A 20,928-nucleotide genomic window follows, 5' to 3' on the forward strand; every position below is an offset into this window, starting at 1 on the left:
CACTGTAATAACGCACGGTATAACGCATATGGTTCAAATCATCATCGCCGCGATAGTCAGCTTCCTCGTCGCTATCTTCCTCACCCCCGTCCTCATCCGGTACTTCAACCACCGCGCCCTCGGCCAGGAGATCCGCGAGGACGGCCCGGCTTCCCACGCCCGCAAGCGCGGCACACCGACGATGGGCGGCATCGCCATCCTCGCCGGCATCACCGCGGGCTACGTCGTCGCCGGGCTGTGGGCGTTGAGCTCCGGCCACGCGGCCTTTACCGCCTCGGGCTGGATCGTGCTCGGTCTCACGTTGGCGCTCGGCGCGGTGGGCTTTGCCGATGACGGCATCAAGCTGTTTATGAAGCGCAACCTCGGGCTGAACAAGACGGCGAAGCTCGTTGCGCAGCTGGCCATCGCGCTCCTCTTTGGTCTGCTCGTGCTGCAGTTTCCAAACGCACAGGGGCTGACGCCGGGTTCGACGTCGCTTAGCTTCGTGCGCGACATGGAGATCGTCGACTTCGCCGCGGTCGGTGGGGTGATTGGCACCATCGTCTTCCTCGTCTTCATCTACATCCTGCTGGCCGCCTGGTCGAACGCGGTGAACTTGACTGACGGTCTCGACGGGCTGGCCTCGGGCGCGACGGCCTTTGTCATGGCGGCCTACACGGCGATCACGTTCTGGCAGTTCCGCCAGTCCTGCTCGGCCGCGCCCGGGCCGGGCTGCTACGACGTGCGCGACCCGCTGGATCTGGCCACGCTCGCCGCCGCCGGCTTCGGCGCGACAATCGGCTTTTTGTGGTGGAACGCCTCCCCGGCCAAGATTTTTATGGGGGATACCGGTTCGCTGGCGCTCGGTGGCCTCGTGGCCGGGCTGTCCGTGACCAGCAAGACCGAGCTGCTCATGGTGATCATCGGCGCGCTGTTCGTGCTTGAGGCGGCCTCGGTGGTGATCCAGGTGGTCTCCTTCCGCGCCACCGGCAAACGCGTGTTCCGCATGGCGCCCATCCACCATCACTTTGAAAACGGCGGCTGGCCGGAGACGACAGTGGTGATCCGTTTCTGGATCCTCTCCGCCATGGCAGGCGCGCTTGGCGTCGCGGTCTTTTACGGCGAGTGGCTGTCTCTGATGGGAGCCGCGGTCTAATGGGCGCGGGTGCGAGCGTCGTGCCAGGCAACGTTCCCCCCGAGCTGCGCAATGGGGTTCTGCTCGTCGGCGCCGGGGTCTCCGGCCGGGGCGCCGCGCGCTTGTTGTCGGCGCTCGGCGTCGGGTTCACCGTCGCCGACGACAACGCCGAGAACCGGGCGGCGCTGGGGGAGGAGACCGGCGCACCCACCCTGGGAACAGCGGAGGCGGCGAGCGCGATCGGCGAGTACACCACCGTGGTGACCTCCCCGGGGTGGCGCCCCGATACGCCGCTTCTCGTCGCGGCGGCGCGGGCCGGGCTGGACGTCCTCGGCGACGTGGAGCTGTGCTTCCGTCTCGACCGCGCTGGCGTCTTCGGCGCTCCGCGGACGTGGCTGGCGGTGACGGGGACGAACGGCAAGACCACGACGACGGGGATGCTTGCCGCGATCATGGCGGAGTCGACCCACGACACCGGTCTCGAGGCGGTGGCCTGCGGCAATATCGGGCTGTCGGTCAGCGACGCGTTGCTGGCGCCGACGCGGGCGGACGTGCTCGTGGCGGAGCTGTCGAGCTTCCAGCTGCACTGGTCGAGCCAGCTGCGCCCGGCGGCCGGGGTGCTGCTCAACCTGGCCGAAGACCACATCGACTGGCACGGCTCCTTCGCCGCGTACGCGCGGGACAAGGCCGCGGTGCTGCGAGCGGAGACCGCCGTCGCGGGGGTCGACGACCCTGAGGTCGCGCGTCTCGTGCGCGACAGCGGGCGCGAGGACGTCATCGGCTTTACCCTCTCGACGCCGGACGATGGTCAGGTCGGTGTGGTCGGCGAGGCCATCGTGGCTCGGTTCGGTGGGGATGCCGTGGAGCTCGCGAGTGCGGTGGGCATCGAACCGGCCGGGGTGGCGGGCGTCTACGACGCTCTCGCGGCGGCCGCGGTGGCGGCGAGCCAGGGGGTCCGCCCGGAGCGGATCGCCGCCGGGCTGGCCGGCTACCGCGTGGCGGGCCACCGCGGGGCGGTTGTGCACGCGGCCGGCGGCGTTGAGTGGGTGGATAACTCCAAGGCCACGAACCCACACGCCGCGCACTCGGCGCTGGAGGGCGCGGGCACCGTCGTGTGGGTCGCCGGGGGGCAGCTCAAGGGCGCCGAGGTCGGCGAGCTCGTGCGCGCCCACGCCCACCAGTTCCGGGCGGTGGCCCTCCTCGGGGCGGATAGGGCGATCCTGCGCGAGGCGCTCGCACGCATCGCGCCTGAGGTGCCGGTCTGTGTGTGCGAGGAGACGGATCCCGCGCGCGCCATGGAGCAGGTCGTCGACTTTGCGGCGCGCCACGCCCGCCCGGGCGACACGGTGGTGCTGGCGCCGGCCGCCGCCAGCCTCGATATGTTTTCGGGGATGGCCCAGCGTGGCGAGCTCTTCGCGGCGGCGGCCGTGAGACACTCGTAATCGGTGCCGTGTTGGTCCGCCCGTCGCTACCGTTTCGCAGTCTATTGTGGCTACTGTGTCTCTAGTGACCACTGGGGCGAAACGACAAGAAAGGGCGGTGGCCATGACAGTGACGCGCAGCGCGCGGGAGAACGCAGCACCCCGCAGAAGCGGCACCACCGCGCCCCGTCCCGCCGGCAGCCGGCCCGGGACCTTCTCATCCTTGCGCCGCCGCTTCCACGACGGCATGGACGCGCGCCCGCTGCTGGACTACACCGTCATCCGCACCGTGGTGGTGGTGCTCGCGGGCCTCGGCCTCGTCATGGTGACGAGCTCCTCGATGGCGGCGTCCTTTGCGGCGTCGTCAAGCGTCTGGTCAACCACCCTGCGCCAAGCCCTCATGGTCAGCCTGGGCCTGGTCCTCTTCTGGGTCATGCTCCGGATCTCGCCAGAACGGGTGCGCGCCCTCGCCAACGCGGTCATGATCGTCGCGATCGCCCTCCTTATTCTCGTGCTCATTCCGGGCATCGGCACCGGCCGCGACGAGGTGGGATCGCAGTCGTGGCTCGTGGTCGGCCCGCTACGCCTGCAGCCCTCCGAGTTCGCCCGCGCGGCGATCGCCGTGTGGGGGGCGAAGCTTTTGGCAAACAAGGACTACCGCGAGCCCTCGCGGCTCGCGAACGGCTTTGTGGGCTTCACCATGGTGGCGGGGCTATGCCTGCTGCTCATCACCGCTCAGGGCGACCTCGGGATGGCAGTTAACTTCGCTATCGTCGTGGCCTTCATCCTGCTCTTCGCCGGGATTTCCACGGGATTCATCGCCTTCGCCGCCATCGCCGGTTTCATCGGCCTCATCGTGGTGTTTTTCGCCGGCGGCTACCGCTCGGACCGCTTCCACGTCTACTTCGACGCGCTCTTCGGCCATTTTGACGACACGCGCGGCATCGCGTTCCAGTCGCACCAGGGCTTCCTCTCGCTTGCCGACGGCTCCCTGTTCGGCGTCGGCCTCGGGCAGTCCCGCGCGAAGTGGTTCTACCTGCCAGAGGCGCGCAACGACTTTATCTTTGCCGTTATCGGCGAGGAGCTCGGCCTGTGGGGCGGGGCGCTCGTGATTGGGTTGTTCGCCCTGCTCGGATACTTCGGGCTGCGCGCGGCGCGTCGCGCGCAGAACCAGTTCCAGACGCTCATGGCGGCCTCGCTCGCCGCCGGGGTGGTCTCCCAGGCCTTCATCAACATCGGCTACGTCGTCGGGCTCTTGCCTGTCACCGGTATCCAGCTGCCCATGGTCTCCGCCGGCGGTACCTCCGCGGTGATCACGCTGGCCTCGATGGGCATCCTGGCCTCCATTGCGCGGCACGAGCCCGACGCGGTGTCCGCGATGCAGAACTACGGCCGCCCCGCTTTCGACCGCATGCTCGGCATCGGCGAACCCACCACCCCGGGCCAGACCCGCGCGGCGCGCAGGGAGCAGGACGCGCGCAACGCGCGCTCGCGCCGCGAAGCCCGCTTCGGCACCCCCGTCACCGCCCGTTCCGGGTCGGCGCTGCGACGCCCCGCCGGGGCCCCGCAGCGGGATATGCAAAAGGACCCGCAGCGCTACCCGCACCGCGGCGCGCCCACGCGCAGCGCCGCGCGGGCGGTCAGGGGGACGGCCGTGCCCCAGCCGCGATCCTGGGAGTCCACTGCCAGCACGACGCGTACGACCCGCCGCGCGGGATAGTAGCCAACACGAAGGAGCAATCCGACCATGGTTGAGATGGTTGAGAAGGTGCAGCGCGGCTCCGGCCCGCTCAACGTCGTCCTCGCCGGTGGAGGCACGGCTGGCCACATCGAGCCGGCCTTGGCGGTCGGCGAGGTCCTGCGCGACGAGTTCGGCGCGACGGTCACCGCGCTGGGAACCGAGAAGGGGTTGGAGACCACAATTGTCCCGGCCCGCAGCTTTACGCTTTCTTTGATTGACCCGGTGCCCATCCCGCGCAAGGCCCCGTGGAAGCTCGCCGGCGTGCCGTTCAAGGTGGCGCGCGCGGTGCGCCAGGCGCGCCGCGCGCTGCGGGAAACCGAGGCGCAGGTTGTTTTCGGCACCGGCGGCTACGTCGCCGCACCGGCGTACATTGCCGCCGCGTCGCTCAAGCTGCCGTTCTTCGTGCTGGAAACGAACGCGCTGGCGGGCATGGCGAACAAACTAGGAGTGCGCCTCGGCGGCGTGGGGCTGAACGCTGTCGCCGGGTCCGGTATGCCGGGGGAAATCGTGGGTATCCCCGTGCGCCCCGGCGTCGGCGTCGACGAGGACGGGGAAAAAGCGCGCCGCGGCTACCGCATGTGGGGGCTCGACCCGGAACGGACGACCGTGCTGGTCACCGGCGGATCCCAGGGCGCGGTGAGCATCAACAACGCCGTGGCAGGCGCGGTGGAGTCCATCACGGCGGACGGCGCGCAGGTGCTGCACGCCTACGGCCGCAAAAACGACGCCCCGGCACCGCACGAGTACTACACGGCAGTGCCCTACATCGACGATATGGAGGCGGCCTACGCCGTCGCCGACCTCGTGGTGTGCCGTTCGGGGGCGATGACGGTGGCGGAGAACTCCGCCGCCGGGGTCCCCGCGATCTACGTTCCGCTGCCGCACGGCAACGGCGAGCAGGGGCTCAACTCCGCCCACCTCGTCGACCTTGGGGCGGCGGTGCGTATCGACGACGCCGACCTGACGCCGGAATCGTTGACGCAGGCAGTCCGCGCGATCGTGGGCGAGCCCGGAAGGCTCGCGCAGATGCAGCAGGCGCTGGATAGCTCGGGCGCGGGCAGCGTCGCCCACGAGCTGGCTACCCGCGTCGTGCGGGCCGCCCGCGCTCACTAGACTTACGCTTCACACGACCCTGGCCCGCCGCGCGAAGGAGCACCCTGCAGACATGACCACCCCCGGTACCGACGTCGACCTCTCCCGCGTTCACCTCATCGGAATCGGCGGCTCCGGAATGTCCGGCGTGGCGCACATCCTGCTGGACCGCGGCGCTGTGGTGACCGGCTCGGACGTCAAGGATTCGCTGCCGGTGCGTGCGCTGCGGGCGCGCGGGGCGCAGATCGCCGTGGGGCACGCCGCCGAGAACCTCAACCTCGCGGGGGAGGCGCCGACGGCTGTGGTGACCAGCTTCGCCGCGATCCCGCAGGACAACCCCGAGCTGGCGCGCGCCCGCGCGGAGTCCATCCCCGTGTTGCGCCGCTCCGACGTGCTGGCGGAGCTCATGGAAGGCTATACGCAGGTGCTCTTCGCGGGCACCCACGGGAAGACCTCGACGACCTCGATGGCCGTGGTGGCTCTGCAAGCGGCGGGGGAGGAGCCGAGCTTCGCCATCGGCGGCCAGCTCAACCGCGCCGGTACGAACGCACACCACGGGCAGGGCCGCGTCTTCGCCGCGGAGGCCGACGAATCCGACGCGTCGCTGTTGCGCTACGCGCCGGATGTCGCCGTGGTCACGAACATCGAACCCGACCACCTGGACTACTTCGGCGACGCGGAGTCCTATTTTCAAGTTTTCGACGACTTCGCTGATCGCGTCGCGGACACGGGCACCTTCGTGGTGTGCCTCGACGACGACAACGCGGTCGAGTGCGGGCGGCGCGCGGCGCAGCGCGGAGTCGCGGTGCTTGGCTACGGCACCGCCGCCGCGGCCGCGGCCCACCCCGACGTCCCCGCGGGCGCGGTGATCGCGCAGGAGTCCCAGCGCGGAGGCCCCGCGTCGGTGCGGGTGGCGCTGGCGGTTGCTGGCGCGGAGGGCGACGTGGAGTACACGATGTCGGTGCCCGGCCACCACATGGTGCTCAACTCGGTGGCCGCGCTGCTTGCCGGCGCGCTGGCGGGTGCGGATCCGCAGCGCCTTGCGGCCGGGCTCAGCGAGTACACGGGCGTGCGGCGCCGCTTCGAGTTCACCGGCGAGGTCGCCGAGGGCGAGCGCGCGGGTGCCCGCGTCTACGACGACTACGCGCACCACCCGACCGAGGTCGCCGCCGTGCTCGGCGCGGCGCGCGAAAAGGTCGACGCCGAGGGCAACGACGCGCGGGTGATCGTGTGCTTCCAGCCGCACCTGTACTCGCGCACCCAGGAGTTCGCCGCGGAGTTCGCCGCTGCGCTCTCGCTCGCCGACGCCGCCGTGGTCCTCGACATCTTTGGCGCGCGGGAGACCCCGGTGGAGGGCGTTGATTCGCGCATCATCACCGACCGCATCGAACGGGAAACCACCGAGGTGCGCTACGAGCCGGACTTCTCCGCGGCACCGGCAACGGTGCGCGAGCTGACGCGCGCGGGCGATATCGTGCTCACGATGGGCGCTGGCACGGTCACCATGCTCGCCGGCGAGATCCTGAGCGCTCTGGCACAGGAGGGCTAGCGCAATGCCCGAGAACACGCAGGCGACGCGCCGCCGCCCGCCCGCCCGGGGTGTCGTCGCCGTCCTTGCCGTCGTTGCGCTCGTGGCCATCGCCGTCGCTGTTCCGTTCACCCCGGCGATGCCTGTGCGCACGATCGAGGTTGAGGGCGAGCGCCAGCTCAGCAGCGACGAGATTATTGCGGCGACGAGCATCGAGGAAGGCACGCCGATCGCGCGTGTCGACGTCCAGCAGGCCGCCTCCGACGTCGCCGGACTGCCCTGGGTCAAAAGCGCGACGGTGGGGCGCTCGTGGCCGTCGACGATCGCGGTGACCGTGGAGGAACACGTGGCCGTCGCCTACGCCGACACGCCCGAGGGGTCGCGGCTTATCGATACGCGCGGCGAGGAATTCGTCGTGGCCGACCCGCCGGAAGGAGCGGTTCAGCTCGCCGGTTCGGCGCTCGAAAACGAGCGCGTGAGGCGGGACGCGGTGGCGATTGTGACGTCGATAAGCGAGGAGATGCGCGGCCGCGTCGCGTCGATTGAGGCGTCGAGCCCGTCCACCTTTGTCCTTCGGCTTGACGACGACCGCAGGGTCGTCTGGGGGGCTAGCAAGGACAACGACAATAAGGCGCGCGCCCTCGAGACGGTCGTGCACCGGGAGGGCGCGGAGTTCAACATCTCGAACCCCGAGCTGGTGACCGTGCGTTAGTGAAAACCCCAGGTCACAACCCTAAAGTCAAGGTTTAGGGTTGCAACACGCCGAGGTAAAAACCGGGCTTTCGCGCTTTTGTGCCCCATGATGGGGAGCGTTCCATGCGCAGCATGACCGACCCAAAAACCCCAAAAATCTACGTATCTGAAAGGCGAGAATCATTCCATGACCTCTCCAGCCAACTACCTCGCCATGATCCGCGTTGTCGGTGTTGGCGGCGGCGGCGTCAACGCCGTCAACCGCATGATCGAAGAAGGGCTCAAAGGCGTTGAATTCGTCGCGGTTAACACCGACTCCCAGGCGCTGCTGTTTACCGACGCCGACACGAAGCTCGACATCGGACGTGAAGCCACCCGCGGCCTGGGTGCCGGCGCGAACCCGGAGGTTGGCCGCACCTCTGCGGAGGACCACAAGCAGGAGATCGAGGAGTCGCTCAAGGGCTCCGACATGGTCTTTGTCACCGCAGGCGAGGGCGGCGGCACCGGCACAGGCGCGGCGCCGGTCGTGGCGGGCATCGCGAAGAAGATGGGCGCTCTGACCATCGGCGTGGTCACCCGCCCGTTCTCCTTCGAGGGCAAGCGCCGCCTCCGCCAGGCCCTGGAGGGCATTGAGGCGCTCAAGGAGGTCTGCGACACCGTCATCGTCATCCCGAACGACCGCCTGCTGCAGCTCGGCGACTCCGACCTGTCCATGATGGAGGCCTTCCGCGCGGCGGACGAGGTGCTCTACAACGGCGTCCAGGGCATCACGAACCTCATCACCATCCCCGGCATGATCAACGTGGACTTCGCCGACGTGCGCTCCGTCATGGCGGACGCCGGCTCCGCGCTCATGGGCGTGGGTTCGGCCCGCGGCGACAACCGCGTGCTCGTGGCCACTGAGCAGGCGATCAATTCGCCGCTTTTGGAGACGACGATGGAAGGCGCCAAGGGCGTGCTCATCTCCGTCGCCGGCGGCTCCGACCTGGGCCTCCAGGAGGTTTACGAGGCGGGTTCCATTGTCGAGGAGAAGGCCGACGACGACGCCAACATCATCTTCGGCACCATCATCGACGACAACCTCGGCGACGAGGTGCGCGTGACCATCATCGCGACCGGCTTCGACGAGAAGGCCAACGCCCGCCCCGACGCCTCCGTGGAGCAGAAGGTCACTCCGGCCCCGGCGGCGGAGCCCGCGTCCGAGTCCGCCACCCCGGCGCCGGCCCGCGGCTCGCTTTTCGACGACCGCGCCGCCGCCCCGGCCGAGGAGCAGCGCCGCGAGGAGTACCAGCCGCGCCACCGCTACGAGGAGCGCGACTCCGGCCTGTTCACCCGCTCCGGGCGCGACGGTTCGAGCCGGCCCCGCGAGGACGACGACGTCGACGTCCCCGACTTCCTGCGCTAACGCTGCTGCACCGGGCGGGCTCGCTAGGGTGGAGGTCATGGCACCCGACAGCGAGCGCACCCCCGCCCACGACCGTCCCGTCCGCATGGTGTTTACCACCCGTGCGGGCGGGACGTCGTCGTCTCCCTACGACTCCTTCAACCTGGGAGCCCACGTCGGCGACGACCCGGAGGCCGTCGCGGCGAACCGCCGCCGCCTCGCCGAGGTGCTCGGCCTCGCGTCCGAGAACTTCGTGTGGATGGAGCAGTTGCACACCAACACAGTCACGCGCGTCGACGCGCCCCAGGACGGGCCTGTCCCCGCGACCGACGCGCTGGTGACCACGACCCCGGGGCTGGCCCTGTGCGTCCTCGTCGCCGACTGCACCCCGGTTCTGCTCGCGGACCACACCGCGGGTGTCGCGGCCGCCGTGCACGCCGGCAGAATGGGGGCGCGCAACGGGATCGTGGCCCGCACCGTCGAGGCGATGGTGGAGTGCGGTGCGACGCCGGGGGCGATCACGGCGCTGCTGGGGCCCGCGGCGGCGGGGAGGAGCTATGAGGTGCCCGAGGCGATGGCCCGGGACGTCGATAAGCATCTGCCTGGCTCGCTGACGCGCACGGCGGCAGGGACCTGGGGCCTTGACGTGCGGGCGGGCATCGTGCGGCAGCTGTTCGAGCGGGGCGTGACCCACGTCGACGCGGACCCGCGCGACACTATCACTGACAAGGACTTCTTCTCCCACCGGCGAGAGGGCACGACGGGGCGCCAGGCGGGTGTGATTTGGTTGACCGGAAACGCAGGAGACCACAGGAAGGGGCATGCACATGGGTAGGACCGAGGAGATCACGGCGAACCTCGCGGCGCTGCGCGAGCGGATTGCCGCAGCAGAAGAAAAGGCGGGGCGCGAGCCGGGCAGCGTCCGGCTTTTGCCCGTGAGCAAATTCCACCCGGTCGAGGACATTGAGATCCTCGCGGGTCTGGGCATCGACCTCGTCGGCGAGAACCGCGAGCAGGAAGCGCGCGCGAAAGCCGAGCACCTCGCGGAGACGGGCGCCGCGGTGGGTATCGCCATGATCGGGCAGATCCAATCGAAGAAGGCGAACTCCGTGGCGCGCTGGGCGCGGGAGGTCCACTCCGTCGACTCCGTCAAGCTCGCCCACGGGCTGGACCGGGGCATGGGGCTCGCGCTGGAGCGCGGCGACCGCGACAGCGAGTCCCTGTCGTGTCTGGTGCAGCTGTCCGCAGACGGCGACCAAGCCCGCGGCGGGGTGCCGGAAGGTGAGATCGACGAGGTCGTGGCCGCCGTCGTGGAGGCGGAGCATCTCACGTTCGCGGGCTTCATGGTCGTGCCGCCTCTCGACGCCGACCCCGAGCCCGTCTTCACCCGCGCCCGCGAACTCACCGACGCCCGCGCCGCCTCCCTCGGCTGCCGCCTGGTCCTCTCGGCCGGGATGTCCGGCGATTTCGAGCACGCCATCGCGTGCGGTTCCGATATCGTGCGTGTCGGAACCGGGGTGCTGGGCGAGCGGCCCGTAGGCTAACGGCTAACACTGACGTAATTCACCGTGGCGCTGGTGACAGCGGCCGCACCCCGACAACGACCCCCAGGAGCAGCGACAACATGTCCATCTTTGGCACCGCAAAGGAATTTTTCGGCCTCGGCCCCTACAACGAGGATGCGGCCTACTACGACGACGCTGACTACACCGACGGCGGCTCCACCGCCTACGACCGCGCTCCGGCGCGCCCCTACTCCGAGGCCGCCCCGCGCGCCGACTACCGCGGTGACTACCCGCGCACCCTCGAGCCGGCGATTGTTACCGCGACGCCGCGCAACTACAACGACGCCAAAGAGATCGGTGAGCCCTTCCGCGACGGCGACGCCGTGATCATGGACCTCAGTGACCTCGACGCCGCCGACGCGAAGCGCCTTGTCGACTTCGCCGCGGGCCTGTGCTTCGCCCTGCGCGGCCGGATGCACAACCTGACCCGCGGCATGGATACCCCGCGCCGCGTCTTCGCCATCACCCCCGAGAATGCGCCGTTCACTGCCTCCGAGCTGCAGCGCGCTGCGCGCCTGCGCTAGGGGCCCGCTCCGGTTTTCTCGTCGGGCGGCACACGCACGGCCGTGCTTCCAGGTGCGCCTGGGGGCGCGGCCGTGCGCGTTGCACAGCGTGTCGGCGCGCCCCGCGCCGCGCCGGCCAGCACGCGGTTGTTCCGCTGGGGTCGTGGGGCGGTAGGCTGGCCGCGTGGCATTGTTTGGAGCAGCTATCTGCGCACTTATCGGCTTGTACACCACGGTGGTGGTGATCCGAATTATCGTCGAGATGATCCAGTCCTTCTCGAAGCAGTTTGCGCCGCCGCGCTGGTTCATGGTGGTGGCGGAGGCGATGTTCGTGGTCACCGACCCACCGGTCATGGCGCTGCGGCGCCTCATCCCTCCGCTGCGCCTGAGCGGGGGAGTGGGCCTCGACGTCAGCGTCATCGTGCTGTTTCTTATCCTGGCTATTGCCCAAGTGTTGGCGCAGGCATTATTGGTGGTGCCCTTCCTGTAGGCGGAAGGAAAACGCCGGTTTGGTTGCGTTGGGCTCACCCTCCGGTCGATAGTGAGGGTATAAATACACATAGCGCGGGGATGACTCGGCTACACTGTCTGTTCACTACGCTCTGTTCAATAAGGAAAATACAACGAACTGTCTGGGCGCACCCCACACACTGGGTTTCGCCCGCACACCCGTGGCAACGGGTGGGACAACATGAAGGGATCGCTCATGCCGCTCACACCAGCAGACGTGCACAATGTCGCTTTTAGCAAGCCGCCCATCGGCAAGCGCGGTTACAACGAGGACGAGGTCGACCAGTTCCTCGACCTCGTTGAAGACACGCTTGCACAGCTGCAGGACGAGAACGACGAGCTGCGCGCTCGTGTAGAGGAGCTGGGGAAGGGCGGTCAACCGGCCGCGGCAGCCCCAGTGCGCGACAGCGGCGTGAACGAGGCCGCGATCCGCAAGGAGATCGAGCAGGAGCTGCGTTCCACCTACGAGCAGAAGCTACGCGCCGCGGAGGAGGCGAAAACCCGCGCGGAGAACGAGGCACGCTCTGCGAAGGACGACGCCACCCGCGCCCGCAAGGAGGCCTCGGAGGCTGCGGAGAAGGCCCGCGCACAGCAGGCCCAGCCCGCCGCCGAGGCGCAGCCCGCCACACAGAAGGCGGATGGCGACGCCACGGCCGACACCCACGTCCAGGCCGCGAAGGTCCTCGGCATGGCCCAGGAGATGGCGGACCGCCTCACCTCTGAGGCGCAGGAAGAGGCCCGCTCCATGCTCGACGAGGCTCGCGGCGCCGCCCAGCGCCAGATCCAGGACGCAGAAAACCGCTCCCGCACCCAGCTCGAGGAGGCGGACAAGAAGGCCAAGCAGACCACCGAGCAGGCGGAGTCCCGCGCCCAGCAGCTCGTCAGCGATGCCGAGCGCACGGCCACCGAGACCACGAACGAGGCCAACTCCCGCGCCGAGGCTCAGATCCGCCAGGCGGAGGAGCAGGCGGCGAAGCTGCGCAGCGACGCCGAGCGCAAGCACACCGAGATCATGAACACGGTGAAGCAGCAGCAGAGCGCGCTGGAAAACCGCATCGGCGAGCTGCGCACCTTCGAGCGCGAGTACCGCACGCGCCTGAAGACCCTCCTGCAGTCGCAGCTCGAGGAGCTGGAAACCCGCGGCACATTTGCCCCCGGCAACTCCAACGACGATAAGTAGTGCGCCGCGCCGAAACTCCCCCGGACTGAACTGCTCCCCATTAGTTGGACTGAGAAATCAGTTGCTAACAACTAGTGGGGAGCATGTTCTTTGAGAGCACGTAGTTCGCTGAGTGAAGTTCAGCGTGAGCAGTTAGTCGACCTTTTCGAGCAGGGAATGGGTTCCCACGCCGCTTCTCGTGTTGTCGGTGTCTCGAGGGATACAGCGCGGACACTCTATCGCCGTTTCCAACTGCGTGGCAGGCTATGTCTCGTGGAGAAACCGAACAAGCAGCGCTACTCCTTCGAGACGAAGAAGGAGGTTGTGGAACGTCATCTTGCCGGTGAGTCGAAGATGGATCTTGCCCGAGAGTTCAATCTTTCATCCGACCAACTCGTCAAGGACTGGGTGATTAAGTGGCGCAAAGGCGGCGACGAGGCTCTGCGCCCGAAGCCGAAGGGCAGGCCGAAAGGTTCAGGCAAACCGAAGGTGCTTTCTGAGGAAGAAAAGCTTCGCCGCCAGGTTGAACGGCTGGAAGCGGAAATCGCCTACTTAAAAAAACTGCGGGACTTGAGGAACCAGGGACACGCCTAAAAGCCCAGGCGATCGTCATCCTCAAGTCACACCACCGCTTGGAGTACCTCCTGGATGCGGCCGGCATGGCACGCTCGACATCCTTCTACCACCAGAAACGACTCACCGCACCGGATAAACATGCCGAGCTCAAACAGGCGATCCGGGACAGTTTTAAGCGCAACAAACACCGCTACGGCTACCGGCGGGTACTGCTCGACCTTCGGAACCAAGGTTGGATAGTCAACCACAAACTTGTCTTAAAGCTCATGCGTGAGATGGGCTTGAAAGCCAAGATCCGCCAGCGCAGGCCCTACGTCTCCTACACAGGCACAACCAGTCACATCGCCGAGAACACACTCGAGCGCAACTTCACCCCGGATAAACCCAACTCTGTTTTCGTCAGCGACGTCACCGAGTTCAAGGTCGCCGGCCGCAAGGTGTATCTCTCACCGGTGATGGACCTGTTCGACCGCGCAATCGTCGCCCACACAGTGGCCACATCGCCAACCACAGCGTTGACCTCGGCCTCGTTGGCGCAGGCGATCGAAGCGTGTGCTCCAGAGCCGGGCTGGATGATCCACACCGATCAAGGATTCCAATACCAGCACTCATCCTGGCGCACCCTGATTAGCCAGCACCATGGAGTCCAGTCAATGTCACGCAAAGGCAATTGCTACGACAACGCGGTCATGGAGAACTTCTTCGGCCACCTGAAAACCGAAATGTTCCACGGAGAAGTCTTCGACACCATTGAGCAATTCATCGCCGCGGTCGACGAGTACATCCAGTGGTACAACACGCAACGACTCCAACAACGACTCAAGGGCCTGACCCCGATGCAATACCGGAATCAGACCCTTGAAACCCTAACCGCCTAGAATTAAACCAGTCCAACTTTCGGGGGCCAGTTCAGACCCCCGCGGCCGGGGGAGTTTTGTATGCGCCTGTGGCCGCCCGCGCGCCCGAGTGGGCTACACTAAACACCGCATCCTTTGAGCACGCGTCGATCCGGCCATCACCGGGGAGCGTTTCCGGAAGAACAGCCGCGCTGTCGTAGGCGGCCCAGTAGAACCGGACGTCACGGGGAGACGTCACTTCCTTCACCACAAATGAAGCGGGGGCCCGGTACGGGCCCCAAGCAGGGTGGTACCGCGCGGCGCCTGCTGCGTCCCTGCACGAGTGCGGATACGTCTGTGAGTGAAGGAGAAGAATATGTCGGACGTCGGCGGCGTGTACCCCAAGGTGGATATGACGGGCGGCAGCTCGAAGTTTCCCGAGATGGAGCGCGAGGTGCTCGCGTACTGGGGAAAGGACGGGACGTTTGAGGCGTCGTTACGCAACCGCGAAGGCGGCGACGAGTACGTCTTCAACGACGGCCCGCCGTTTGCCAACGGCCTGCCGCACTACGGCCACCTGCTGACGGGCTACGTCAAGGACATTGTCCCGCGCTACCGCACGATGTCCGGCTACCACGTCCCGCGCGTGTTCGGTTGGGACTGCCACGGCCTGCCCGCCGAGCTCGAGGCGGAAAAGCAGCTGGGCATCACGGACAAGGGCGAGATCGAGTCCATGGGCTTGGACAAATTCAACGAGTACTGCGCCACTTCCGTCCTGCAGTACGCCGGTGAGTGGGAGGACTACGTCACCCGCCAGGCCCGCTGGGTCGACTTCGACAACGGCTACAAGACGATGGACCTGGACTACATGGAGTCCGTCATGTGGGCGTTCAAGGAGCTCTACGACAAGGGGCTGATCTACCAGGGCTTCCGCGTCCTGCCGTACTCCTGGGCGGAGCACACCCCGCTGTCGAACCAAGAGACGCGCCTCGACGACTCGTACCGCGACCGCCAAGACCCGACCGTCACGGTCACCCTGCCGCTAACCGGTCCGCGCGAGGGTTTCCCGGCGCACAAGACGTGGGCTGAGCACCCGGAGCTCGACGGCGCCGCCGCCATCGCCTGGACCACGACGCCGTGGACCCTCCCGTCGAACCTCGCCCTCGCCGTCGGCCCGGAGATCGAGTACTCCCTCGTCGAGGTCGGCGAGGACGGCGCGGAGGGTTTCGTCGGCGCGAAACTGTTGCTGGCCACCAACCTGCTCGGCGCCTACGCAAAGGAGCTGGGGGAGGAGCCCGCCGTGCTGGCCACCTTTACGGGCTCCGAGCTGGAGGGCCTGGAGTACACACCGGTGTTTGACTACTTCGCCGACCACGACAACGCCTTCATGGTGCTCGTTGCCGATTACGTCTCCACCGAGGACGGCACCGGCATTGTGCACCAAGCGCCCGCCTTCGGTGAGGACGATATGGCCACGACGCAGCAGTACGGCATCGACCTTGTCATCCCCGTCGACGCCGACGGAAAGTTCACTTCGCTCGTGCCCGAGTACGCCGGAAAGCTCGTCTTTGACGCCAACCGCGACATCATCCGCGACCTCAAGGCCAAAAACCGGGTCCTGCGCGACCAGACGATCGTGCACTCCTACCCGCACTCCTGGCGCTCGGGCGAACCGCTCATCTACATGGCGCTGCCCGCCTGGTTTGTCAAGGTCACCGACGTGCGCGACCGCATGGTCGAGCTGAACCAGCAGATCGAATGGATCCCTGGCCACATCCGCGACGGCCAGTTTGGCAAGTGGCTCGAGGGCGCGCGCGACTGGAACATCTCTCGCACCCGCTACTGGGGCTCGCCGGTTCCGGCCTGGGTCTCCGACAACCCGGAGTACCCGCGCGTGGACGTCTACGGCTCGCTCGACGAGCTGGAGCGGGACTTCGGCGAGCGCCCCGCCTCGCTGCACCGGCCCTACATCGACGAACTCGTGCGCCCGAACCCGGACGACCCGACCGGGCGGTCCATGATGCGGCGCGTGCCCGACGTGCTCGACTGCTGGTTCGAGTCCGGCTCCATGCCGTTCGCGCAGTACCACTACCCCTTCGACAACGCCGAGGAGCACGACGCGCGCCAGCCCGCGGACTTCATCGTCGAGTACTCGGGCCAGACCCGCGGCTGGTTCTACGTCCAACACGTGCTGGCCACGGCGTTGTTCGACCGCCCGGCGTTTAAGAAGGTCGTCGCCCACGGCATTGTGCTGGGCAACGACGGGCTGAAGATGTCGAAGTCCAAGGGCAACTACCCGGACGTCAACGAGGTGTTTGACCGCGACGGCTCGGACGCCATGCGCTGGTTTCTCATGTCCTCGCCCATCCTGCGCGGCGGCAACCTCATCGTCACCGAGCAGGGCATCCGCGAGGGTGTGCGCCAGGCGCTGCTGCCGCTGTGGAACGCCTACAGCTTCCTGCAGCTGTACTCCTCCACGGAGGCGCGCTGGTCCACCGACTCCACCCACGTGCTCGACCGCTACATCCTGGCCAAGACCCACGACCTCGTCGCAGGCGTCGACGCCGCGCTGGCGGATACCCGCATCGCCGACGCCTGCGACGAGGTGCGCCAGTTCGCCGACACCCTGACCAACTGGTACGTGCGCCGCTCCCGCGACCGCTTCTGGGAGGGCCAGGAGGCGCACCCGGAGGCCTTTGACACCCTGTACACGGTGCTCGAAATCGTCGCGCGCGTGGTGGCCCCGCTGCTGCCGTACATCTCCGAGGTGATCTGGCGCGGCCTGACCGGCGAGCGCTCCGTGCACCTCGCCGACTACCCCCAGGCCAGCGAGATCCCGGCCGACGACGACTTGGTCGCGGCCATGGACGCCACCCGTGCGGTGTGCTCCGCGGCCAGCTCGGTGCGCAAGGCGAACAAGCTGCGCAACCGCCTGCCGCTGCCGAAGCTCACGGTGGCGCTGCCGAACTCAGCGTCCCTCGCGGAGTTCGCGGCCACCATCCGCGACGAGGTCAACGTCAAGGACGTCGAGCTCACCGACGACGTGGACTCCGCGGGTTCCTTCGAGGTGGTCGTCAACGCGAAGGTCGCGGGACCGCAGCTCGGCCGCGACGTACAGCGCGCGATCAAGAACGTCAAGGCGGGCAACTACGTCCGTGAGGGCCACAACGTCGTGGTCGACGGCGACATCGTGCTCACCCCGGAGCTCTACACCGAGCGGCTGGTTGCGGAGAACCCGGAGTCTACCGCCCGCGTGAGCGGCGAGGGCGGGGTCGACGGATTGGTCGTCCTCGACACCACGGTGACCCCCGAGCTCGAGGCGGAGGGCTGGGCGGCGGACGTGATCCGTGGCCTGCAGGACGCCCGCAAGAGCGAGGATTTCGCGGTGTCCGACCGGATCTCGGTGGTGCTGAGCGTGCCGGACTCCAAACAGGAGTGGGCACGCGGGCATGCGCGGCACATCGCCGCAGAAACGCTGGCGACGTCCTTCGACGTGGTTGTCGGCGACACGCTCGAACACGAGATCGTGGAGGGCGTGACGGCCACCGTGGTGAAAAACGCGTAGCACCCGTAGCACCATGGCAGCGTGGGCGCCCGCGGGCGTGATGGTCCTTTCCGGCGCGTCGCTCTACGCCGGGGCGGCCATCGCCGTCGGGCTTTTCGACGCCTTCCCGCCCGCGCTCGTCGCATGGCTGCGCATCAGCGCCGCCGCGCTGATGCTTGTGGTGCTGCGCCGGCCCGCCCTGCGCGCGTTTATCGGGAGCGCCGGGGCGCGCGCCGCCGTGTTTGGCGCGTTCACGCTGGGCATGAACATGGCCTTCTACATGGCCATTTCGTCCATCCCGCTCGGCACCGCGGTGGCGGTGGAGTTCCTCGGTCCGGTGGCCGTGGCCGCTCTCGGGTCGCGGACGCTGCGGGACTGGTGTGCGCTCCTTGCGGCCGCGGCGGGCGTCTCCGTCATCTCCGGGGCAACGTGGACCGATCACGCTTCCGGCATCGCGTGGGCGCTCGCGGCGGGGGCGCTGTGGGCGGGATACATCGTGACGGGGACGAAGATCGCCGCGCGTGGGTCGTCGACGGACAGCATCGCCGTGGGTTTTACCTGGGCGGCTATCCTTGCCGCTCCCGCGGCCGCGCTCCTGTGGCCGGCCGGAGCCATCGGCCACGACATCGAGCCGCTGAGCTTTCTGGGGCTGTGGTTGGGGCTGGGCCTGCTGTCTGCGGCGGTGCCATACACGCTAGACCAAGTGGTGATGCGCCTGGCCGGGGCGTCGTATTTTGCGCTCCTGCAGGCGATCCTGCCGCTGGTCGCCGCGCTCATCGGCGCGGTGGCGCTGGGGCAGGTGCTCTCGCCGGGGGAGATGGTGGGCGTGGTGCTCATCGTGGCGGCGGTGGTGCTGCGGCGGCCGTGAGCCACAACTGCCGCGATATTCTCATGACTATGACTCGCTGGGTGCTGCACATCGACATGGACGCGTTCTACGCCTCCTGCGAGCAGCTCACCCGGCCGACTCTCAAGGGCCGCCCGGTGCTGGTCGCGGGCGTTTCCGGCAGGGGAGTGGTCGCCGGTGCGAGCTACGAGGCGCGCGCGTACGGGGCGCGCTCGGCCATGCCGACCCACCGCGCCGCCCGCCTCGTGGGGCCGAAGGCCGTGCTCGTGGAGCCCCGCCGCGCGGTCTACTCCACGGCCTCGCGCCGCGTGTTCGAGGTCATCGCTCGCCACGTCGACGGCGAGTCGGTGGAGCAGCTGTCCATCGACGAGGCGTACATGGAGCCGCGGGAGCTCGTCGACGCCGACCCGGAGGGGGTGCGGGCGTGGGCGAACGCCCTACGCGCAGCGATTAAGGAGGAGACGGGGCTGCCGTCGTCGATAGGCGCGGGCTCCGGGAAGCAGTACGCGAAGATCGGCTCCGGGCTGGCCAAGCCCGACGGGGTGTTTATCATCCCGCACGAGCGCCAGTTGGAGATCCTGCACCCGCTGCCCGTCGGCGAGCTGTGGGGCGCCGGCCCCGTCACGCAGGCGAAGCTGGCCACGGCGGGCGTGGAGACGATCGGGGACTTGGCGCGCCTGACGGAAAAAGAGCTCGAGATCGCGCTCGGCGGTGTCGTGGGTCGGCACCTGTGGCAGCTCGCCCGCGGCATCGACGATCGCCCCGTCGCCCCGCGCGCCGACGCGAAACAGATCTCCGCCGAGCACACCTACCCGCGCGATCTTGCTACCCCGGCCGAGGTCGACGCCGCGCTTGAGCGTGCCGCGGCCGAGGCGCATCGCCGTTTGCGTCGCGACGGCCGCGGGGCGCGCACCGTCAGCGTCAAACTGCGCATGGCAGACTTCCGCATCGAGTCCCGCTCCGCCACGCTGCCCTACGCCACCGACGACGCCGACACGCTGCGCGCCACCGCGTTCAACCTGGTGCGCTACCCGGGCGAGGTCGGCCCGATCCGCCTCGTGGGGGTGTCCTACTCCGGGCTGGAGGAGTCGCTGCAGGACGTCCTCTTCCCGGAGCTGGACAGGCAGGTCGCCGTGCGCGAGGCCGCCAACGCAGACTACGAAAGCGGCGTGAGCGACCACGCGGAGGAGACCGCCGTCGATGTCGATCCCGCCCCGTTGCGAGCGCCGGGCGTGTGGCGGCCCACCCAGGACGTGTACCACCCCGACCACGGGCACGGTTGGGTCCAGGGCTCAGGGCACGGGCGGGTGACGGTGCGTTTTGAAACGCGCGCCACCGGGCCGGGGCGCACCGTCACCCTGCCCGCGGACGACCCAGACCTCACGGCGGGCGACCCGCTCGACTCGCTGGCCTGGGACGACTGGCTACACGCCGAGGAGTAGGCGTGGGTCCGTGCCCGTCGCCAGCGCGGTGACCAGCGCGATGCGCGCCTGGCCCGCGCGCAGCCAGCCGCCCGGCAGTGCCCCGCGCGCGCCGAGGCTCGACCCGCCGCCGACGCCGCCGTAGTCGAAGGAGACTTCGCCGAAGGGCACCGACGTGGCCACGACCACGGGGATCCCGGCGTCGAGGGCGCGCCCGAGGGCCTCGCCCATCTGCTCGGACACGTTGCCCGAGCCGAGCGCCTCCACCACGATCCCGTCGGGGGTGGCCGCTACGACCCGGTCAACGAGGTCGCCCTCCGCGCCGGGCCAGGCGCGAAGGATGGGCACGTCCACCCCGGCCAGCGCGGCGGGGGAGACCGGGGCGGGGCGCGGCAGCGAGAGCGGGGCGGACAGCGCGAAGGCGCGCCGCTCGGCGGTGTCGCGCTTGATCAGGCCGCGGGCGGCGAGAGTGTCCCCGCCGAAGGCCACCATGACGCCCTGGCCGCGCGCGAGGGGGTCGGCGGCCAGCGCGATCGCCCGGTTCAAGTTGTCGGGGCCGTCCGCGTGGGGGTGGTCGGCGGGGAGCTGGGAGCCGGTGAGGACGACGGGGCGCGGGTCGTCGTGGACCAGGTCGAGCGCAAGCGCGGTCTCCGCCAGCGAGTCTGTGCCGTGGGTGATCACGATGCCGGCGACGTTGGCGTCGGAAAGCGCCCGGCGCGACAGCTCGATAAGAGTGTCGAGCTCGCCGAGGCTTATCGACGACGAATCGAGCCGCGCCGCGTCATACACCCGCACCTCCTCCGTGGTTCCGCACGCGCGGACGAGGTCTTCGGCAGACAGCGTCGGCGTGCGCGCTCCCGTGCCCGGGTCGGTGGTACAGGCGATCGTGCCACCCGTAGAGATCACGAGGACAAAGTTTCCGAGTTGCTGAGCAATAGTCATGAATACGCGAGTGTTGGTTGGGGTTTGTCTTTCTCCATCGGTAACCTTAGCC

General features: G+C 68.4%; 17 protein-coding genes. 16 read left to right on the plus strand and 1 reads right to left on the minus strand.

Features of this window, described 5'->3' with window-relative positions; genetic code table 11:
• Positions 1-28: 28 nt before the first annotated feature.
• The 16 genes from mraY (at position 29) to BLT81_RS02790 (ending at position 19,955) form a co-directional block, all read left to right on the plus strand.
• Positions 29-1,135 (plus strand): phospho-N-acetylmuramoyl-pentapeptide-transferase, encoded by a 1,107-nt coding sequence (gene mraY, locus BLT81_RS02715; RefSeq protein WP_019193092.1) that lies wholly within the window; start codon positions 29-31, stop codon positions 1,133-1,135.
• A complete protein-coding gene (gene murD, locus BLT81_RS02720; RefSeq protein WP_019193091.1) occupies positions 1,135-2,556 on the plus strand; it encodes a UDP-N-acetylmuramoyl-L-alanine--D-glutamate ligase in 1,422 nt (473 codons plus the stop codon). Before mraY ends, murD begins: the two co-directional genes overlap by 1 nt.
• A 103-nt stretch (positions 2,557-2,659) precedes the next feature.
• Positions 2,660-4,255 carry an FtsW/RodA/SpoVE family cell cycle protein gene (locus BLT81_RS02725; protein ID WP_019193090.1) on the plus strand — a complete coding sequence of 532 codons (1,596 nt, stop codon included), beginning with the start codon at positions 2,660-2,662 and terminating at the stop codon, positions 4,253-4,255.
• A gap of 27 nt (positions 4,256-4,282) precedes the next feature.
• Positions 4,283-5,389, plus strand: a complete 1,107-nt coding sequence (locus BLT81_RS02730) for a UDP-N-acetylglucosamine--N-acetylmuramyl-(pentapeptide) pyrophosphoryl-undecaprenol N-acetylglucosamine transferase (RefSeq protein WP_019193089.1) — start codon at positions 4,283-4,285, stop codon at positions 5,387-5,389.
• A gap of 52 nt (positions 5,390-5,441) precedes the next feature.
• On the plus strand, positions 5,442-6,917 hold the full coding sequence (gene murC / locus BLT81_RS02735) for a UDP-N-acetylmuramate--L-alanine ligase (RefSeq protein WP_019193088.1): 1,476 nt from the start codon (positions 5,442-5,444) through the stop codon (positions 6,915-6,917).
• Between the two features lie 4 nt (positions 6,918-6,921).
• Complete coding sequence (locus BLT81_RS02740; RefSeq protein ID WP_019193087.1) at positions 6,922-7,608, plus strand: cell division protein FtsQ/DivIB; 687 nt, start codon at positions 6,922-6,924, stop codon at positions 7,606-7,608.
• A gap of 168 nt (positions 7,609-7,776) precedes the next feature.
• The gene (gene ftsZ / locus BLT81_RS02745; protein WP_019193086.1) at positions 7,777-8,994 is read left to right on the plus strand and encodes a cell division protein FtsZ; all 1,218 of its coding nucleotides are present in this window, start codon (positions 7,777-7,779) and stop codon (positions 8,992-8,994) included.
• Positions 8,995-9,031: 37 nt separating this feature from the next.
• A complete protein-coding gene (gene pgeF / locus BLT81_RS02750; RefSeq protein ID WP_019193085.1) occupies positions 9,032-9,808 on the plus strand; it encodes a peptidoglycan editing factor PgeF in 777 nt (258 codons plus the stop codon).
• Entirely contained in the window at positions 9,801-10,517 is a 717-nt protein-coding gene (locus BLT81_RS02755) for a YggS family pyridoxal phosphate-dependent enzyme (protein ID WP_019193084.1), read from the plus strand. Before pgeF ends, BLT81_RS02755 begins: the two co-directional genes overlap by 8 nt.
• A gap of 80 nt (positions 10,518-10,597) precedes the next feature.
• Entirely contained in the window at positions 10,598-11,062 is a 465-nt protein-coding gene (locus BLT81_RS02760) for a cell division protein SepF (RefSeq protein ID WP_019193083.1), read from the plus strand.
• Positions 11,063-11,225: 163 nt separating this feature from the next.
• Positions 11,226-11,531: a YggT family protein gene (locus BLT81_RS02765; RefSeq protein WP_019193082.1), complete on the plus strand. Its 306-nt coding sequence runs from the start codon at positions 11,226-11,228 to the stop codon at positions 11,529-11,531.
• Between the two features lie 216 nt (positions 11,532-11,747).
• Entirely contained in the window at positions 11,748-12,731 is a 984-nt protein-coding gene (locus BLT81_RS02770) for a DivIVA domain-containing protein (protein WP_019193081.1), read from the plus strand.
• A gap of 90 nt (positions 12,732-12,821) precedes the next feature.
• A protein-coding gene (locus tag BLT81_RS02775) for an IS3 family transposase (protein WP_231908963.1) occupies positions 12,822-14,164 on the plus strand; the annotation gives its coding sequence in 2 pieces (ribosomal slippage) (positions 12,822-13,272 and positions 13,272-14,164; 1,344 coding nt in all).
• Between the two features lie 334 nt (positions 14,165-14,498).
• Complete coding sequence (gene ileS, locus BLT81_RS02780) at positions 14,499-17,687, plus strand: isoleucine--tRNA ligase (RefSeq protein WP_019193078.1); 3,189 nt, start codon at positions 14,499-14,501, stop codon at positions 17,685-17,687.
• Between the two features lie 13 nt (positions 17,688-17,700).
• Entirely contained in the window at positions 17,701-18,534 is an 834-nt protein-coding gene (locus BLT81_RS02785; protein ID WP_019193077.1) for an EamA family transporter, read from the plus strand.
• A 29-nt stretch (positions 18,535-18,563) separates the two neighbouring features.
• Positions 18,564-19,955, plus strand: a complete 1,392-nt coding sequence (locus tag BLT81_RS02790; RefSeq protein ID WP_019193076.1) for a DNA polymerase IV — start codon at positions 18,564-18,566, stop codon at positions 19,953-19,955.
• On the opposite strand, the gene BLT81_RS02795 is transcribed toward BLT81_RS02790, so the two are convergent.
• A complete protein-coding gene (locus BLT81_RS02795; protein ID WP_019193075.1) occupies positions 19,938-20,876 on the minus strand; it encodes an asparaginase in 939 nt (312 codons plus the stop codon). The two genes, BLT81_RS02790 and BLT81_RS02795, sit on opposite strands and share 18 nt — an antisense overlap.
• Positions 20,877-20,928: the final 52 nt, after the last annotated feature.

This window comes from Corynebacterium timonense, from assembly GCF_900105305.1.
In the GTDB taxonomy this organism is placed as follows: Bacteria; Actinomycetota; Actinomycetes; order Mycobacteriales; family Mycobacteriaceae; genus Corynebacterium; species Corynebacterium timonense.

Coding starts and splice junctions, on each gene's coding strand:
- murC (WP_019193088.1), top strand. CDS start 5,442: ATGACCACCCCCGGTACCGACGTCGACCTCTCCCGCGTTCACCTCATC.
- BLT81_RS02770 (WP_019193081.1), top strand. CDS start 11,748: ATGCCGCTCACACCAGCAGACGTGCACAATGTCGCTTTTAGCAAGCCG.
- BLT81_RS02790 (WP_019193076.1), top strand. CDS start 18,564: ATGACTCGCTGGGTGCTGCACATCGACATGGACGCGTTCTACGCCTCC.
- BLT81_RS02760 (WP_019193083.1), top strand. CDS start 10,598: ATGTCCATCTTTGGCACCGCAAAGGAATTTTTCGGCCTCGGCCCCTAC.
- BLT81_RS02785 (WP_019193077.1), top strand. CDS start 17,701: ATGGCAGCGTGGGCGCCCGCGGGCGTGATGGTCCTTTCCGGCGCGTCG.
- BLT81_RS02755 (WP_019193084.1), top strand. CDS start 9,801: ATGGGTAGGACCGAGGAGATCACGGCGAACCTCGCGGCGCTGCGCGAG.
- BLT81_RS02795 (WP_019193075.1), bottom strand. CDS start 20,876: ATGACTATTGCTCAGCAACTCGGAAACTTTGTCCTCGTGATCTCTACG.
- ftsZ (WP_019193086.1), top strand. CDS start 7,777: ATGACCTCTCCAGCCAACTACCTCGCCATGATCCGCGTTGTCGGTGTT.
- BLT81_RS02730 (WP_019193089.1), top strand. CDS start 4,283: ATGGTTGAGATGGTTGAGAAGGTGCAGCGCGGCTCCGGCCCGCTCAAC.
- pgeF (WP_019193085.1), top strand. CDS start 9,032: ATGGCACCCGACAGCGAGCGCACCCCCGCCCACGACCGTCCCGTCCGC.
- ileS (WP_019193078.1), top strand. CDS start 14,499: ATGTCGGACGTCGGCGGCGTGTACCCCAAGGTGGATATGACGGGCGGC.
- BLT81_RS02740 (WP_019193087.1), top strand. CDS start 6,922: ATGCCCGAGAACACGCAGGCGACGCGCCGCCGCCCGCCCGCCCGGGGT.
- murD (WP_019193091.1), top strand. CDS start 1,135: ATGGGCGCGGGTGCGAGCGTCGTGCCAGGCAACGTTCCCCCCGAGCTG.
- mraY (WP_019193092.1), top strand. CDS start 29: ATGGTTCAAATCATCATCGCCGCGATAGTCAGCTTCCTCGTCGCTATC.
- BLT81_RS02725 (WP_019193090.1), top strand. CDS start 2,660: ATGACAGTGACGCGCAGCGCGCGGGAGAACGCAGCACCCCGCAGAAGC.